The organism is Rhodococcus sp. NPDC003382 (assembly GCF_053589135.1).
In genome coordinates this window covers 130,663-144,430 of sequence record NZ_JBSFRH010000007.1, presented here as the reverse complement: position 1 = coordinate 144,430, position 13,768 = coordinate 130,663, and the positions used below count along the sequence as shown (strand labels likewise).

Genomic DNA, 13,768 nt, shown 5'->3' with positions numbered 1-13,768 from the left:
GGTGACGATCGTGCTGCTGCAGGACGTCCTCGACACACCCGGACTCGGCATCCGGCTGCTGCACGGCGACGCGGCCGCGCTCGCCCGCCCGGTGCACCGCGCGTGCACCACCGACATGCCCGACCCGACCCGCTACGTCAGCGCCGGATCGCTGGTGTTCACGGGCCTGGTGTGGCGCCGCGCGCCGGAGGACTCGGAGGTGTTCGTCGCGCACCTCGCGCGCGCCGGGGTCGCGGCCGTCGCCGCCGGCGAGGCCCTGCTCGGCGAGGTGCCCGCGGATGTCGTCGACGCCTGCGCCCGGCACGGGCTGCCGCTGCTCGCGGTGCCCGACGACGTGCCGTTCAGCACCGTCCTCGAGCACCTCACCCGGCAGTGGTCCAGCGCCCGCATGGACCGGCTGCAGACCGGCCTGGCCCGCCAGCGTCGGTTGCTCGCCGCGTTCGCCGACGGTCACGCGCTCGGCGAGCTGCTCGCCCGGGTGTGCCGCGAATTCGACGTTCCGGCATGGGTGTTCAGTGCTACCGGCACGCTCGTCGCCGGCAACGACGAGCTCGGGGAATCGGTGATCGACGCGTGCTGCGACGTCGCGCTGTCGGCGCCGCGTTTCCCCGCCGAGACCCCGGACGGATACACGGTGCTGCCGGTCGGCTCGGCGTTGCGCGACCGCACGACCGCCTGGTTCCTCGTGCTCGGATCGGCCGCCGCCCGCAGCGAGGACTGTGTCGACGCGTTCACCGAACTCGCCACGGTCGCCGCGCTCGAGCGGGTGCGGCGCGAGGACCGGCTGCGCGCGGCGTGGGACACGGCCGACGCGCGCGGCGTCGCGGACGCCGCGGGTGCGGCCCACCCGGCCGGCACACCGCTCGTCGCGGTCGTCGTCGAGCGGACACCTGCCGCGACGCCCGAGCAGCACGTTGCCCTGCGCGCTGTGGTGAGCGACGCGCTGCCGTCGTGCGTGACCGGTATCGACGCGGCCGGGCGCACGGTCGCGGTGGTGGCGGGCACCGAATCCGACGTCGTCGCCGTGCTGCAGCGCCGGCTCGGGCGTCTCGCACCGGTACTGGCCGGTGCCCGGATCGCGGTGGGGGTCTCCGGCACGTGTGCCGGAGAGTCGATCGACGGCGGCATCCGCTCGGCCGAGTCGGCGGCGGCCATCGCCCGTGGGGACACGGGTCCGGTGTCGGTGCGCGCCGCGGACCTGGATTCGGCGGTGGGCCTGCTGTCCGCGGTGCCGGACCGGGTGCGCCGCGCCTTCGCCGACCGCACCCTGGGGCAGGTTCTCGACTACGACCGGCGGACCCGGGCGGGCCTGATGACGACGCTGGAGGCGTTCCTGGACTGCGACGGCTCCTGGCGGCGCACCGCCGATCGGTTGCACCTGCATCCCAACACCGTGCGCTACCGGATCGGGCGGGTCGAGGCACTCACCGGACGCAACCTCGCGCACATCGGCGACCGTCTCGACGTGTTCCTGGCGGTGCGCGCTCTGGCCTGACCGACCGCCCCGCCGAGGATTCACGCACGTCCGGTGTACTCGTCCCAGGCGCTGCCGGCGTCGGGGGCGTCCTCGCGCTGCACGGTCACGTGCATGAGTCCGTAGGGGCGGTCGTCGGCGTGGAACACCTCGCCGCGGTTCGCGATGCCGAAGCGGTCGAGGTCGTACAGGAAGTGGTGCTTGTTCGGTGCCTGCAGGCGGATCTCCGCGAGATAGGGAAACGCCTCGAGCACCGCGCGGCCCATCTCGAACAGCGTCTGCTGCAGGGCTTTCGACTGCAGGTTCGCGAACCGGTCGAGCATCACCGCGCGCACTCCCGCGTAGGTCCGGTCCCAGTCGACGTCGAGGTCCGCGTATCGCCACCGCGCGACGAGGCTGGTCGCGAGAACCCGGTCGTCGGTGGGTTCGAGCACCGTGAACGAATCTTCGAGGAAACCGGCGAACTCGGAACCGGTGGATTTCAGGACCACCAGATCCTTCAGCCCCGCGACGACCCATTCCCGGCGGGTGTCGCCGGAACCGCTGACGGTGATCGCGGCGGTGCGCACCTCCGAACCATTCCGGATCCACGTGTGCGGATGATCGCCCACCCGCTCCCACGGGAAGTCCTCGATCTCGATGCGCGCGGAGGACACCGGGCCGATGTCGTCGACGAAGTGCCGGGCCAGCGCCAGCCCGTAGTCCTCCACCGACCCGTTCGAGTGCGTGGCGGCGTAGGCGAAGATCGTCTGCTTCTGACTGTCGGTGGGCAGGACGTTGTGCTGGTCGCCCGTCACGTGAGCCGCATCGAAGTCGCCGCGCAGACTCGACGTGACGTTCAGGTCGCGGATCTCGTGCCGCACGGTGTCGCGAAAGATGCGCACGACCCGGTTCTCGGCCTTGCCGTAGCGATTGGAACCGAGGACGATCCGGCCGGTGAGCGGGTCCATGGGTCAGCTCCCTCGGTAGGTGGAGTACGCGTACGGCGACAGCAGCAGCGGCACGTGGAAGTGCCTGTCGCCGTCCGGAATGCGGAAGGTCACGACGACCTCCGGATAGAACGACTCGACACCGCGCGCGTCGAAGTACTCGCCGGTGGCGAACGTCAGCGTGTAGGTGCCGGGCTCGAGCGGTCCGTCGCCGAGCGATCCGATGCGGCCGTCGGCGTCGGTGATCCCGGACGCGAGCGGGGTGCCGTCGGCCGAAAGAGTCACCGCCACTCCGGTTGCGGGGGCGCCGGAGGTGGCGTCGAGGATGTGCGTGCTCACAGTGTTCACTCGGTATCTCCTGTGCCCTGAGTGACGACTCCGCCGTCGGTGCCAGGGACGGCGACTGCATCGTCGATCAGCAGTTCCAGCCGGAGGCGGTTGATGTCGGCGAGCGCGGCTCGAACTTCGCCGCGTTCGGTCGCCGCGTCGTTGCCGAGCCGCCGGTTCAGGATCTCGAGCAGCTCATCGGCCGAACGGCCGGCTGCCCGCACGAGATATACGTGCCCGAACTTCTCCTCGTAGGCCCGGTTTCCGGCGGCGAGCGCCGCGCGCACCCCGTCGGCCGCGGTCGCCACCGACGACTGCTCCCGCTGCGACGCCGCGCTTTCGCTGCGCTCCCCGATCCGCGGATGCCCGGCGAGGGCATCGTCGAGTTCGTCGTCGCTCAGCGCCAGCGCCTGTTCAGTTGCATTCCGCAACAGAGCGTCTCGATTGCCGTACGGACGGGCGGCGGCCACCCGGCGTGCCCACGCCGGACTGCTGCAGCAGGTCAGCAGCAGCGCGACGGCGTCGGCCTCGGGCAGCGCATCGAATGTCGCACAGTCCACGATTCCTCCGATCTGTTCCGTCTCCACCTTGACGGATCGGCGCCCGCGGCGCCGGGAACATCGCGACAACGTTCACCGGCTGCGCGCGGCAGGCTTTGGAGGATCGACCAACACCGCGAGGATCGATCGAGCTCGGGAGATCAGCCGACGCGGGCCACGCGAGCGGACATCTCCATGATCTGCCCGCGCAGCCAGGTGTGTGCGGGGTCGGACTCGTGCACCTCATGCCACACCGCGTACTGCCGCACCGGGGCCAGCGGAAACGTCGGTTCGAGGATCCGGATGTCCGCACTGCCGACGAGGCGGGACGCCAACCGCTCCGGGATCAGGGTGACCAGGTGGGTTTCCTCCAGGGCGTACGGCATCACCGCGACGTTCGCGGTGGTCGCGCCGACCCGGGCGTACACACCGACGCGCGCGAGCGACCGGTCGATCTGGCTGCTGCCGTCGTGGGCGGCATACGACAACAGCGGGTACCGGGCCAGCACCTCCGGGGTGAGCTCGGTTCCCCGGTGCGGATGCCCGGTCCACACCGCACCGACGAACCGGTCGGTGAGCACGAGCGCGCGGCCGCAACGGTCGAACTGCGGTTGTTCGAGCAGATGGTCGGGCAGGATGGCCAGATCCACGTCGTGCCGGTGGAACGCGGCGAGGCTCCGCCCGGTGACCGGCCGCAGATCGAACTGCACCGCGGTCGTGCGGTACCGGTCCGACTTCATCAGGACGCGGAGCAACGCGACTTCGGCGTAATCCCCTGCCAGCACGGTGAACACCCGCGAGTCCCGGGCCGGGTCGAAGTCCGGGGGGCTGAGAATCGAGCGTTCGACGGTGGCCAGCACGCTGCGCAGCGGCTCGACCAACGCCAGCGCGCGCGGCGTCGGGCGCAGGGAGCGACCGTCCTTCACGAGGATCGGGTCTTCGAGTTGCTTGCGCAGCCGCGCCAAGGCGGTGCTCGTGGCCGGTTGGGACATGTGCAGTCGCTGCGCGGCCCGGGTCACGTTGCACTCGGCGAGCAACGCGTCGAGTACAACGAGCAAATTGAGATCGACCCGCCGCAGATCCACCATGCCTCCCCCGCACGCCCCACTGTGAAATTCCACCGGATCCTAACCCGCGCTCGGTCCGATCCCACTCGTACTCATACGCCCAGCGATATAGGTGCTATTCGAATGTGCCCGCGACCTTGTGCACGGCCTGCACCGTTCCTACTCTGACAGCCTGAATCCCCCCGAAAACTGTTTCGACATCGCCATTTTCGTGTATACCGCCGATTCGGCCGGCTCGGCGGTGCCAGAAGCTCGAAAGGAACGGTCCTTCCATGAGCCGCGCATCGCGACCGTTCCCGTCCTATTCACCGCAGAACTGGCGCCTGTGGCGCAAAGTCACGGTGGTGCTGTGCCTGCCGGTGATCGCGGCAAGCCTGTTCGGCGCGTCCCGCGTCAACCGGCTGGTGGAGGAGTCCTCGCACTACTCGACGCAGTCCGAGCAGGTGGCCGTCCTCCCCGCCCTGACCGAGTACGGCACCGCCATCGCGGGTGCCGGGGCCGCGACGATCCTGGGCCTGCCACCGGAGAACGGCGCACAGATCGCCGACGAGGCCGACGACGCGATCATCGAGTTGCTGCGCAGCGGCGACCTCGATCCCGCGATCGCGGCACCGCTGGCGCGGGTCCTCGAAGACGGTAAACAGCTGCTGGGCAGCGCAATGTCGCGGCAGATGGCTCCGCTCGAGGCGAGTGAACGCGTCCGTGAATTCGTCTCCCGAATGACCCACGCGTACCGCACGATCATCAACTCGTCGGCGAACCCCACGGTGCTGACCGAAGGCGACATCCTCCTCGACAGCTGGACGATCCAGTGGGTGCTGCTCGATCAGGTCGTGGCGTTCTCGTCGATGCGCGACGAACCCGGCTCGGCGCTGCTCATGTGGAACAACGCGATGGGCACGGAGCTCGCCCAGCTGCGGGTGCTCGCCGACACGGTTCCCGACCGCGCACCCGTCGACGCGCTGATCGCCGAGGTCGAGAACCGGCGTGCACTCACCGCGAACCTCGACGACGAGACCGCCGATGTCGGCGCGCTGCGCAACTCCCTGTTCGGTGCACTGATGTCGTACAACGAGTTCGTCGACTCCTCCGCCCAGAAGATCGTCACCACGCTCGACGAGCTCGCGTCGAGCACCCGCACCGAATCGTGGCGTGACGGCATCGCCGTCGGGACGGTGCTCGTCCTCGCTGTCGTCCTCGCCATCGCCATGTCGATCTCACTGGTCCGGCCGCTGCGGCGTCTGCGCGACGACACGCTCCGCGCTGCCGAACACGATCTCCCCGAAGCGATCGCCGGCATCCGCGACGGAGCCGACATCGAGACCGTCGAACTGCCGCCCGTCGGGGTGCACACCCGCGAAGAGGTCGGTCAGGTGGCCCGCGCCGTCGACTCCATGAAGTCCGAGGCCCTGCGCCTCGCCGGCGAGCAGGCGCAGCTGCGGCGGCAGGTCAACGAGATGCTCGAAACTCTCGCTCGCCGCAACAAGACGCTCGTCGAACAACAGCTTTCGCTGATCGAGTCTCTCGAGTTCGAGGAGAAGGACCCGAATCGGTTGCACAGCCTGTTCACCCTGGACCACCTCGCCGCACGCATGCGGCGCACGGGTGATTCCCTGCTCGTGCTCGCCGGAACCCGGCAGCGTCTCGGGCGCATGCCCGACACCCCGCTCGGCGATGTGCTGCGCGGCGCCGCCTCCCAGGTCGAGAACTACGAGCGCGTGCACATCGGGTCGGTGCCGGCCGGGAACCTGGTCGGCAGCGCCGTCGCCGACGTCGTCCATCTCGTCGCCGAGCTGCTCGACAACGCGCTGCGCGCCTCCCCGCCCAACAGCACGGTCAGGTTCGCGTTCTCCGGCGCCGTCGACGGCGGGATGCTGCTCGAGATCGCCGACCAGGGCATCGGGATTCCGCCGGACGACCTCGCGGAGATCAACGCACGACTCGCCTCCAGCAGTGAGCACGCCACCGGCGCGACCCGGCGCATGGGTCTGTTCGTGGTGGGCCGGCTCGCCGAGCGCCACGGCATCACCGTCCGGCTGCGCCCGACCTTCGATTCGGCAACGAACGGTGGCATCACGGCCAGCGTGTACCTGCCGACGAAGATCCTCAGCGGCACAAGCCATTTCGTCGACCCCTATCACGTCGAGCCGCGGAGGCTGCCGGGCGAGGGCTACGACCCCGAGTCCTACGCCGGTGCTGTCGAGCCTTACCAGGGGGTGATGCAGGAGCCGGACGTGGATTCGTCGGCGACCACGCAGCAGTGGCAGACCGTCGGTGCGGCAACCGGTGCGCAGTACCGCGCTCCGTCCGACCAGTGGCCGGCGGAGCCGTGGCAGGCGCAAGGTCCCGACACCCAGCCGTGGACACCGCCGCGGTGACACTGCCTCGGTGACACTGCCTCGCAGGCCTCGGTGACACCGTCTCGTTGACACGTCTGCGACCGTGGAGCCATGAGCGCCCCGCGGATCGATGTCCACCAGCACGTGTGGCCGGAACCGTTCCTGGCCGCCCTGCGGGCCCGTGAGGCCGCGCCGCGGCTCGACGGCTGGACCCTGCACACCGTCGGGGAGCCGCCCTACCGGGTGCAGCCCGGCGACCATTCCGTCTCGGCGCGTGCCGAACTCGCCGCAGCCGACGGAATCGATCTTGCGCTCGTGTCGTTGTCGAGTCCGCTCGGTATCGAGTCGCTGCGCGCGGATCAGGCCCGCCCGCTGCTCGACGCCTATCACGAAGGGGTGCTGGCGCTGCCCCGCCCGTTCGGGGCGTGGGCGGCAGCCGGACTCGACGACCCCGACCCGACGACGCTGCGTGACGTCCTCGGCGCCGGGTGTGTGGGTCTGCAACTTCCCGCGAATGCGATCGCCGACGAGGCCGGGTACGACCGGTGCGGCCCGCTGCTGGCCGAACTCGAACGGCAGGACAAGCCGCTGTTCGTGCACCCGGGTCCGGTGGCCCCGGGCGGGCCTGCGTGGTGGGCTGCGATCGTCGGGTACGTCGGGCAGATGCACGCGGCCTGGTTCGCGTGGCACGAGTACGGCGCGCCCCGGTACCCGCGGCTGCGGGTGGTATTCGCGATGCTCGCCGGGCTCGCGCCGTTGCACACCGACCGGATCGCCGCACGTGGCGGGCCGGACGGACACCCCGGGACCGGCGTGTTCGTGGAGACGTCGTCGTACGGGTCCGGGACCGTCGACGCGGTGGCCGCGCAGCTCGGTGCCGACCGGATCGTGCTCGGCTCGGACCGCCCCTACGCGCCGCCGCTGAGCGTCGGCGCCGGGGACCGGCGGCTGCGGATCGACAATCCTGCGAGGCTGCTGTGGCCGAGATCCCTCACACAAAACCCTTGACAAAGCGAACGATCACAGATGACATGGTCGGCATGCATCCTTCGGCGACCCCGCGACTCCGCGGGCATCATGTGGACCTCGTCCACGTCGCCGGTAGTTCCTGTGGCTGTTGTTGCTGTTGTTGTCACGACTGACCCAGCAACCCTGCCTGTCTTTCGGGTGCGAACGCGCCCGCAGTTCTTCGAGGAACCACGATGCCCGCCTCCGTTCTCTCCCGTACGTCCGTCGAGCTCGCCGCCGTCGCCCGCTCCATCGCCGACGACCCGGACCGGTGGCTGCCGATCGTCCGGTACGACGCGCAGGAACGCTGGTACACGCGGCTCACGTTCACCGACGAGTACGAGGTGTGGTTGCTCAGCTGGCTGCCCGGGCAACGAACCGGCGTCCACGACCACGGCGGTAGCGCCGGGGTGTTCGCGGTCGCGGACGGCTCGCTGCGCGAGATCGTCGTCGAAAATCCACGCGACGGCCTGCTCGAAGGGTTGGAGCCGACCCTGTCCACCGCGGAGTACGACGCGGGACAGGCCCGCGAGTTCGACAGTCATCACGTCCACGAGATCGTCAACGCCGGCGACCGTCCAGCCGTGTCCGTGCACGTCTATGCCCCGGCCCTGAGCAGCATGCACCGCTACCGGATCGAGGACGGGATCCTGCGTCTGACGAGTTCCGAACGCGCCGGCGCCGATTGGTGACAAATCCGGCACGAGTCGGGGTGTCGGGTTAGAGTCGGTCGGTCGCCGACTGCATTGGAGATCCCTCGATGAAGAGTCTCGTGCGTACGTTCGCCGCCGTGGCCGCCGCAGCCGTGGTCCTCACCGCGTGTTCCGGCGGGGACACCGACGATCCGCTGGCATCCGGAGACGGGAACGGCAGCGTCGTCGTCGGATCCGCCAACTTCCCCGAGAACGTCCTGCTCGCCGAGATCTACGCGCAGGCCCTCGAGAGCACCGGCGCCGACGTCACACGCCGGTTCAACATCGGAAGCCGCGAGATCTACTACGACCAGGTCGTTTCCGGCGGCATCACCGTGCTGCCCGAGTACAACGGTGCGCTGCTCGCCCGCGTGAACCCGGACAGCACCGCGACCACCACCGACGACGTGAATGCCGCACTGCGCGAGTCCCTTCCGGACGGCGTGGAGATCCTGGACTCGGCGAGCGCCGAAAACAAGGACGCGGTGGTCGTCACGCGGGAGACGGCGGACCGCTACAACCTGGAGAGCATCGCCGATCTGGCGCCGGTCGCCGGCGAACTCGCGATCGGCGCGGCCCCGGAATTCGAGACGCGGCAGCAGGGTCTGGTAGGGCTGAAGGACGTGTACGGCGTCGAGTTCCGGCAGTTCGTCCCCACCGACACCGGCGGGCCGATCACGATCGCCGCGCTCGAGGACGGCACCGTCCAGGCCGCGAACATCTACACCACGGATCCGTCGCTGTCGACGAAACCGTTTGTCGCGCTCGATGATCCGCAGACCCTCTTCGGAGCGCAGAACGTCACTCCGCTCGTGCACCGCGCCGACCTGTCCGACGAGGCCGTCGAGACCCTGAACAAGGTGTCCGCGCAGTTGAGCACCGAGGATCTGATCGTCCTGGTCGGGCAGGTCGTGACCGAGGGCGGCGACATCGACGTGGTCGCCGCGGAATGGTTGCAGTCCGCCGGCATCGGGTAGGACACGACGGTGATCACGTTCGACAACGTCGAGAAGCGCTATCCGGACGGCACGGTCGCGGTCGACGGACTGAGCCTGGAGGTGCCGACCGGCACCCTCACGGTCCTCGTCGGACCGTCCGGCTGCGGGAAGACGACGTCGCTGCGCATGATCAACCGGATGGTCGATCCGACCGCCGGGCGGGTGCTGCTCGACGGCAAGGACGTTCGCGAACAGGACCCGCAGACGCTGCGGCGCGGCATCGGATACGTCATCCAGCACGCCGGCCTGTTCCCGCACCGCACCGTCGTCGACAACGTGGCGACGGTGCCGCGGCTGCTCGGGGCGACCCGCAGGCAGGCCCGGGCGACCGCCCTCGAGGTGCTCGAACGGGTCGGGCTCGGAGCCGAGTTCGCGCGGCGCTATCCGGCCCAGCTGTCCGGCGGCCAGCAGCAGCGCGTCGGCGTGGCCCGTGCGCTCGCCGCCGATCCCCCGGTGCTGCTGATGGACGAGCCGTTCTCGGCCGTCGACCCGGTGGTGCGCAAGGAACTTCAGCAGGAACTGTTGCGCCTGCAGTCGGTACTCGCCAAGACGATCGTGCTCGTAACCCACGACATCGACGAGGCGATCACCCTCGGCGACCGGGTCGCGGTGATGCGGCCGGGCGGGACCCTCGCGCACTACGGACCGCCGGAGGATCTGCTGACCGCACCGGCCGACGACTTCGTCGCCGACTTCCTCGGCACGGACCGCGGCGTCCGGCTGCTGTCGTTCTTCCCGTCCGACGACCTGCCGCTGCGCACCGACCCGGTCGTCGCCGCCGGAGACGACCGCATCCCCGGCGGCGAACAGTGGCTGCTGGTCGTCGACGACGACCGGCGTCCGGTCGGCTGGCGCGACGCCACCGGTGGACCGGTCCCCGCGGGCCGCGGATTCGTCCCCGGCCGGGATTCGGTGCGGGTCGCGCTGGACGCGGCGGTGCTGTCGCCCTCCGGGCACGCCGTGGCCGTCGATTCGGACGGCCGAGTGCTCGGGGTGATCAGCCAGGAGGAACTGGCCGCGACGATCCGCGCGCACCATGCCGCCCGCTCCGTCGACGTCACCGAACGGACCGACGCGTGAACCTCGGAATACCGTCGTATCTGGGCAGTTTCACGGAACTGCTCGTCGACCACCTGGCGATGGCGCTGGGGGCGTCGCTGCTGGGGCTGGTCGTCGCGCTGCCGCTGGGGTTGCTGTGTGTGCGCCGTCCGCGGTGGTATCCCCCAGTGCTGGCGGGCGCGAGCGTGCTGTATTCGATTCCGTCCCTTGCGTTCTTCGTGCTGCTCATCGCGTTCACCGGGATCAGCCGCACGACCGTGGTGATCCCCCTCGCCGTCTACACGCTCGCCGTGCTGATCCCCAACGTGGTCGACGGTCTGCGGGCGGTGCCCGAGAGCGTGCGCCAGTCGGCCACCGCGATGGGCTACTCGGAGACCCGCCGGCTGCTGACGGTGGATCTGCCGATCGCGTTGCCCACGGTGCTGGCGGGCCTGCGGGTCGCGACGGTCGCGAACATCAGCATGGTCAGCGTCGGCGCGCTCATCGGGATGGGGGCGTTCGGGTCGCTGTTCACGGCCGCGGTCCAGCTCGACCGGCTGGGTCTGGCGATCACCGGCATCGTGGTCACCGTGGTCATGGCGCTCGTCGTGGACGCCGCGCTGCTGGGGGTGCAGTGGCTCGCGACGCCGTGGTTGCGGCGAACACGGACGCAGGGGCGAACACGGACACGGGGGCGGACGCGCAGGAGTGCCCGATGAACACACGGAGCGGTGCGACATGAACACACTGCTGCACTACCTGGGCGAGTACTTCGGCACGTCCGCGAACTGGACCGGACCGGGCGGCATCCCGACCCGGCTGCGCGAGCACTTCGGGTACACGCTGCTCGCGCTGGGTCTCGCGTTCGGGATCGCGTTCCCCCTCGGCCTGTGGACGGGACACACCGGCCGGGGCGGTGCCGTGGTCACGCTGATCGCGAACTCGGCGCGCGCCCTGCCCACCTACGGTCTGCTCGTGCTGCTCGTCGTGCTGTCCGGGATCGGTCTGGTGCCGGTGCTGATCCCGCTGCTCGCGCTCGCGATCCCGCCGATCCTGCTCAACACGTACGAGGGGATCCGCGGTGTCGATCCCGCCCTCACCGACGCCGCGCGCGGGATGGGGATGACGCGACGGCAGGTGCTGTTCGGGGCGCAGCTGCCCGTCGCACTGCCGCTGATCCTGGTGGGAACGCGGACCGCGGCGGTGCAGATCGTCGCGACCGCGACCATCGCCGCGGCCGTCAGCTTCGGCGGGGTGGGCCGCCCGATCGTCGACGGGCTCGCCCGCAACGACTACACGCTCGTCGTGGGTGGGGCGGCGCTGGCCGCAGTGTGCTCGCTCGTGGTACTTGCGATCTTCGCGGGGCTGCGGCGGCTGCTGGTGTCCCCGGGCCTGCGCTGAGCCGGCAAACGTGTCGTACCCCCGGTTCACACTGGTGTTCGAAGAGATGGTTCGACACCTGATGGTTCGACACGGGAGGCGAGCGCCATGAACACCGGGCGCGGGACGTACTTCAGTTGGACATCGCGACGGGTGATGCTTCCGCGGACACTGACGGCGGTGGTCACGGACCCCGCGTCGCAGTCGGGGCTGACGATGGACCGGCGGGTGGTCACGGAGACGGTGCGGGGACGTCTGGTCGCGTACCACGACGCCGAAGAGGATCACGACTACGTGGCCCTGATGGTCGGGGACGTGGAGGGCGGCGAGGACGTGCCGGTCCGCGCGGTCGGCGAGGAACGCCTGCTGCTGGAAGGTGGGCGCAGCGGACTGCCCGCGGAGATCCTCGTCGGCACCGGCGACCTCGACGAGGCCGCCGAGCAGCGCGAACTGGACCGGCAGCTGTGCTGCGACGGGCCGTTGCGGTGCCTGCTGTGTTTTTCCGGCGCGCGGTCGGTCACCGTCGACTGGTGTTCGGTGGCCGCCGCGTGACCCGCCGCGGCGCGGACCACGCGCGAGACGTTCGTCACGATCGGGAGGCGTCGACGTCGGTGGTGCCTACGTCGAACGATGGCCGGGAGGCCCCAACGGCCCGGGACCTCGGACCTGTATCCATGGTCCTGGAACAGGTTGCAGCCGAGCCGTTTCCGAAAGCCGGAGGCCGTCGCCGCATCACGCGTGACGCCTAGAGTCGAATCCCGGTCGTCCCCCCGTACCGATCGGGAGAGGACACGCGACGGAGGTGACGAACGCAGTGGATTCGAGGCAGTGCTCGCTGATCCGGACCAACTTCGAGTCGCTGACCGACAGCCCCGACCGAACACACGCCCTGTCCAACTCGTTCTACTCGATCCTCTTCGCGCGCCATCCCGAGACACGCGAGTTCTTTCCCGCGACGATGGCCGGTCAGCGTGATCGGATCGTGCGCGGCCTGGCACACATCGTCGACGGGCTGGACCGGCCGGAATCGGTCCTGCCGCTCGTCCGGCAGCTCGGGCGCGAGCACCGCAAGCACGGTCTCGACCCCTCCCGATTCGCCTGTCTCACCGAGGCACTCGCACTCGCGGTCGAACAGGCGAACGGCGAGAACTGGACGCGCGATCTCGCCGAATCATGGTGTACTGCGCTCGATCTCATCACCACCGCGATGGCGGAGGCGGCCGAGGCCGACGAGGGGCCGGCCGCGTGGGTCGGCACCGTCATCGAGCATCGCCTGGTCACCGACGACATCGCCGTGATCCGATTGCAGCTCGACAAGCCCATGGATTACGCCGCCGGGCAGTACGTCAGTGTCCAGGTGCCGGGGCGGCTGCGTATGTGGCGGTACCTGTCCCCGGCGATACCGGCCGACCGTACGGGGCTGATCGAGTTCCACGTCCGGCGCGTGTCCGGCGGCTGGGTCAGCCCGTCCATCGTCCGGCACACCCAGGTCGGGGAAACGTGGGTGCTCGGTTCACCCCTGGGCTCCCTCGGCGCTCGCGACGACGGCGACCGCGCGGGCCGCCCCCGCCTGATGATCGCGTCCGGCACCGGTATCGCACCGATCCGCGCGCAACTCATGGCGATGGCGCAACGGACCGACAACCTGCCCACGCACGTTTTCTACTCCGGGCGTTTCCCCTACGACCTCTACGACCTGCCGACGCTCGAGTCCCTGGCCCGGATCTCCCCGTGGCTCACGGTGGTCCCGGTCGTCGAGAACACGGAGACCCCGCTCTGGCACACCGGTTCGTCCGGCCCCGGCGCTGCTGTGCGCGAGGGCGTCGTGGGACAGGTCGTCGCGGAGCACGCCACGTGGACCGACCACGACGTGCAGATCTGCGGATCACCGTCGATGGTGCGGGCCACCACGTTCCGCCTGCGCGCCGCGGGCGTGCCGGTCGCGCGCATCCACCACGACCCGCAGCCCTGACGCCC

Annotated in this window: 14 protein-coding genes; 10 read left to right on the top strand and 4 right to left on the bottom strand. The window is 70.0% G+C overall.

Going from position 1 to position 13,768, the window contains the following annotated elements; translation table 11 throughout:
• Position 1: 1 nt before the first annotated feature.
• On the top strand, positions 2-1,495 hold the full coding sequence (locus ACWDUD_RS07710) for a PucR family transcriptional regulator (protein WP_450108932.1): 1,494 nt from the start codon (positions 2-4) through the stop codon (positions 1,493-1,495).
• Positions 1,496-1,515: 20 nt separating this feature from the next.
• On the opposite strand, the gene pucL is transcribed toward ACWDUD_RS07710, so the two are convergent.
• The 4 genes from pucL to ACWDUD_RS07690 form a co-directional block, all read right to left on the bottom strand.
• Positions 1,516-2,424: a factor-independent urate hydroxylase gene (gene pucL, locus ACWDUD_RS07705; RefSeq protein WP_450108931.1), complete on the bottom strand. Its 909-nt coding sequence runs from the start codon at positions 2,422-2,424 to the stop codon at positions 1,516-1,518.
• 3 nt (positions 2,425-2,427) lie between these two features.
• Positions 2,428-2,751: a hydroxyisourate hydrolase gene (uraH, locus tag ACWDUD_RS07700; RefSeq protein WP_450108930.1), complete on the bottom strand. Its 324-nt coding sequence runs from the start codon at positions 2,749-2,751 to the stop codon at positions 2,428-2,430.
• Positions 2,748-3,290: a 2-oxo-4-hydroxy-4-carboxy-5-ureidoimidazoline decarboxylase gene (gene uraD, locus ACWDUD_RS07695; protein ID WP_450108929.1), complete on the bottom strand. Its 543-nt coding sequence runs from the start codon at positions 3,288-3,290 to the stop codon at positions 2,748-2,750. The genes uraH and uraD overlap by 4 nt, the downstream gene beginning before the upstream one ends.
• A 140-nt stretch (positions 3,291-3,430) precedes the next feature.
• A complete protein-coding gene (locus ACWDUD_RS07690; protein ID WP_450108928.1) occupies positions 3,431-4,357 on the bottom strand; it encodes a LysR family transcriptional regulator in 927 nt (308 codons plus the stop codon).
• Between the two features lie 251 nt (positions 4,358-4,608).
• Between ACWDUD_RS07690 and ACWDUD_RS07685 the strand changes: the two genes are divergently transcribed.
• The 9 genes from ACWDUD_RS07685 to ACWDUD_RS07645 all read left to right on the top strand — a co-directional run bounded on the left by ACWDUD_RS07685 (position 4,609) and on the right by ACWDUD_RS07645 (position 13,763).
• Positions 4,609-6,714, top strand: coding sequence for an ATP-binding protein (locus ACWDUD_RS07685; RefSeq protein ID WP_450108927.1), 2,106 nt, complete (start codon positions 4,609-4,611; stop codon positions 6,712-6,714).
• A gap of 72 nt (positions 6,715-6,786) precedes the next feature.
• On the top strand, positions 6,787-7,683 hold the full coding sequence (locus tag ACWDUD_RS07680; RefSeq protein WP_450108926.1) for an amidohydrolase family protein: 897 nt from the start codon (positions 6,787-6,789) through the stop codon (positions 7,681-7,683).
• A 194-nt stretch (positions 7,684-7,877) separates the two neighbouring features.
• Positions 7,878-8,375, top strand: coding sequence for a cysteine dioxygenase (locus ACWDUD_RS07675; RefSeq protein WP_197252711.1), 498 nt, complete (start codon positions 7,878-7,880; stop codon positions 8,373-8,375).
• 68 nt (positions 8,376-8,443) lie between these two features.
• On the top strand, positions 8,444-9,352 hold the full coding sequence (locus ACWDUD_RS07670; protein WP_248674705.1) for an ABC transporter substrate-binding protein: 909 nt from the start codon (positions 8,444-8,446) through the stop codon (positions 9,350-9,352).
• Positions 9,353-9,361: 9 nt separating this feature from the next.
• Positions 9,362-10,453, top strand: a complete 1,092-nt coding sequence (locus ACWDUD_RS07665; protein ID WP_450108925.1) for an ABC transporter ATP-binding protein — start codon at positions 9,362-9,364, stop codon at positions 10,451-10,453.
• On the top strand, positions 10,450-11,130 hold the full coding sequence (locus ACWDUD_RS07660) for an ABC transporter permease (protein WP_248674703.1): 681 nt from the start codon (positions 10,450-10,452) through the stop codon (positions 11,128-11,130). The genes ACWDUD_RS07665 and ACWDUD_RS07660 overlap by 4 nt, the downstream gene beginning before the upstream one ends.
• A 19-nt stretch (positions 11,131-11,149) precedes the next feature.
• A complete protein-coding gene (locus ACWDUD_RS07655; RefSeq protein WP_248674702.1) occupies positions 11,150-11,812 on the top strand; it encodes an ABC transporter permease in 663 nt (220 codons plus the stop codon).
• 159 nt (positions 11,813-11,971) lie between these two features.
• Positions 11,972-12,343 carry a hypothetical protein gene (locus ACWDUD_RS07650; RefSeq protein WP_248674701.1) on the top strand — a complete coding sequence of 124 codons (372 nt, stop codon included), beginning with the start codon at positions 11,972-11,974 and terminating at the stop codon, positions 12,341-12,343.
• A gap of 262 nt (positions 12,344-12,605) precedes the next feature.
• Positions 12,606-13,763, top strand: coding sequence for an FAD-binding oxidoreductase (locus ACWDUD_RS07645; protein WP_450108953.1), 1,158 nt, complete (start codon positions 12,606-12,608; stop codon positions 13,761-13,763).
• Positions 13,764-13,768 lie beyond the last annotated feature (5 nt).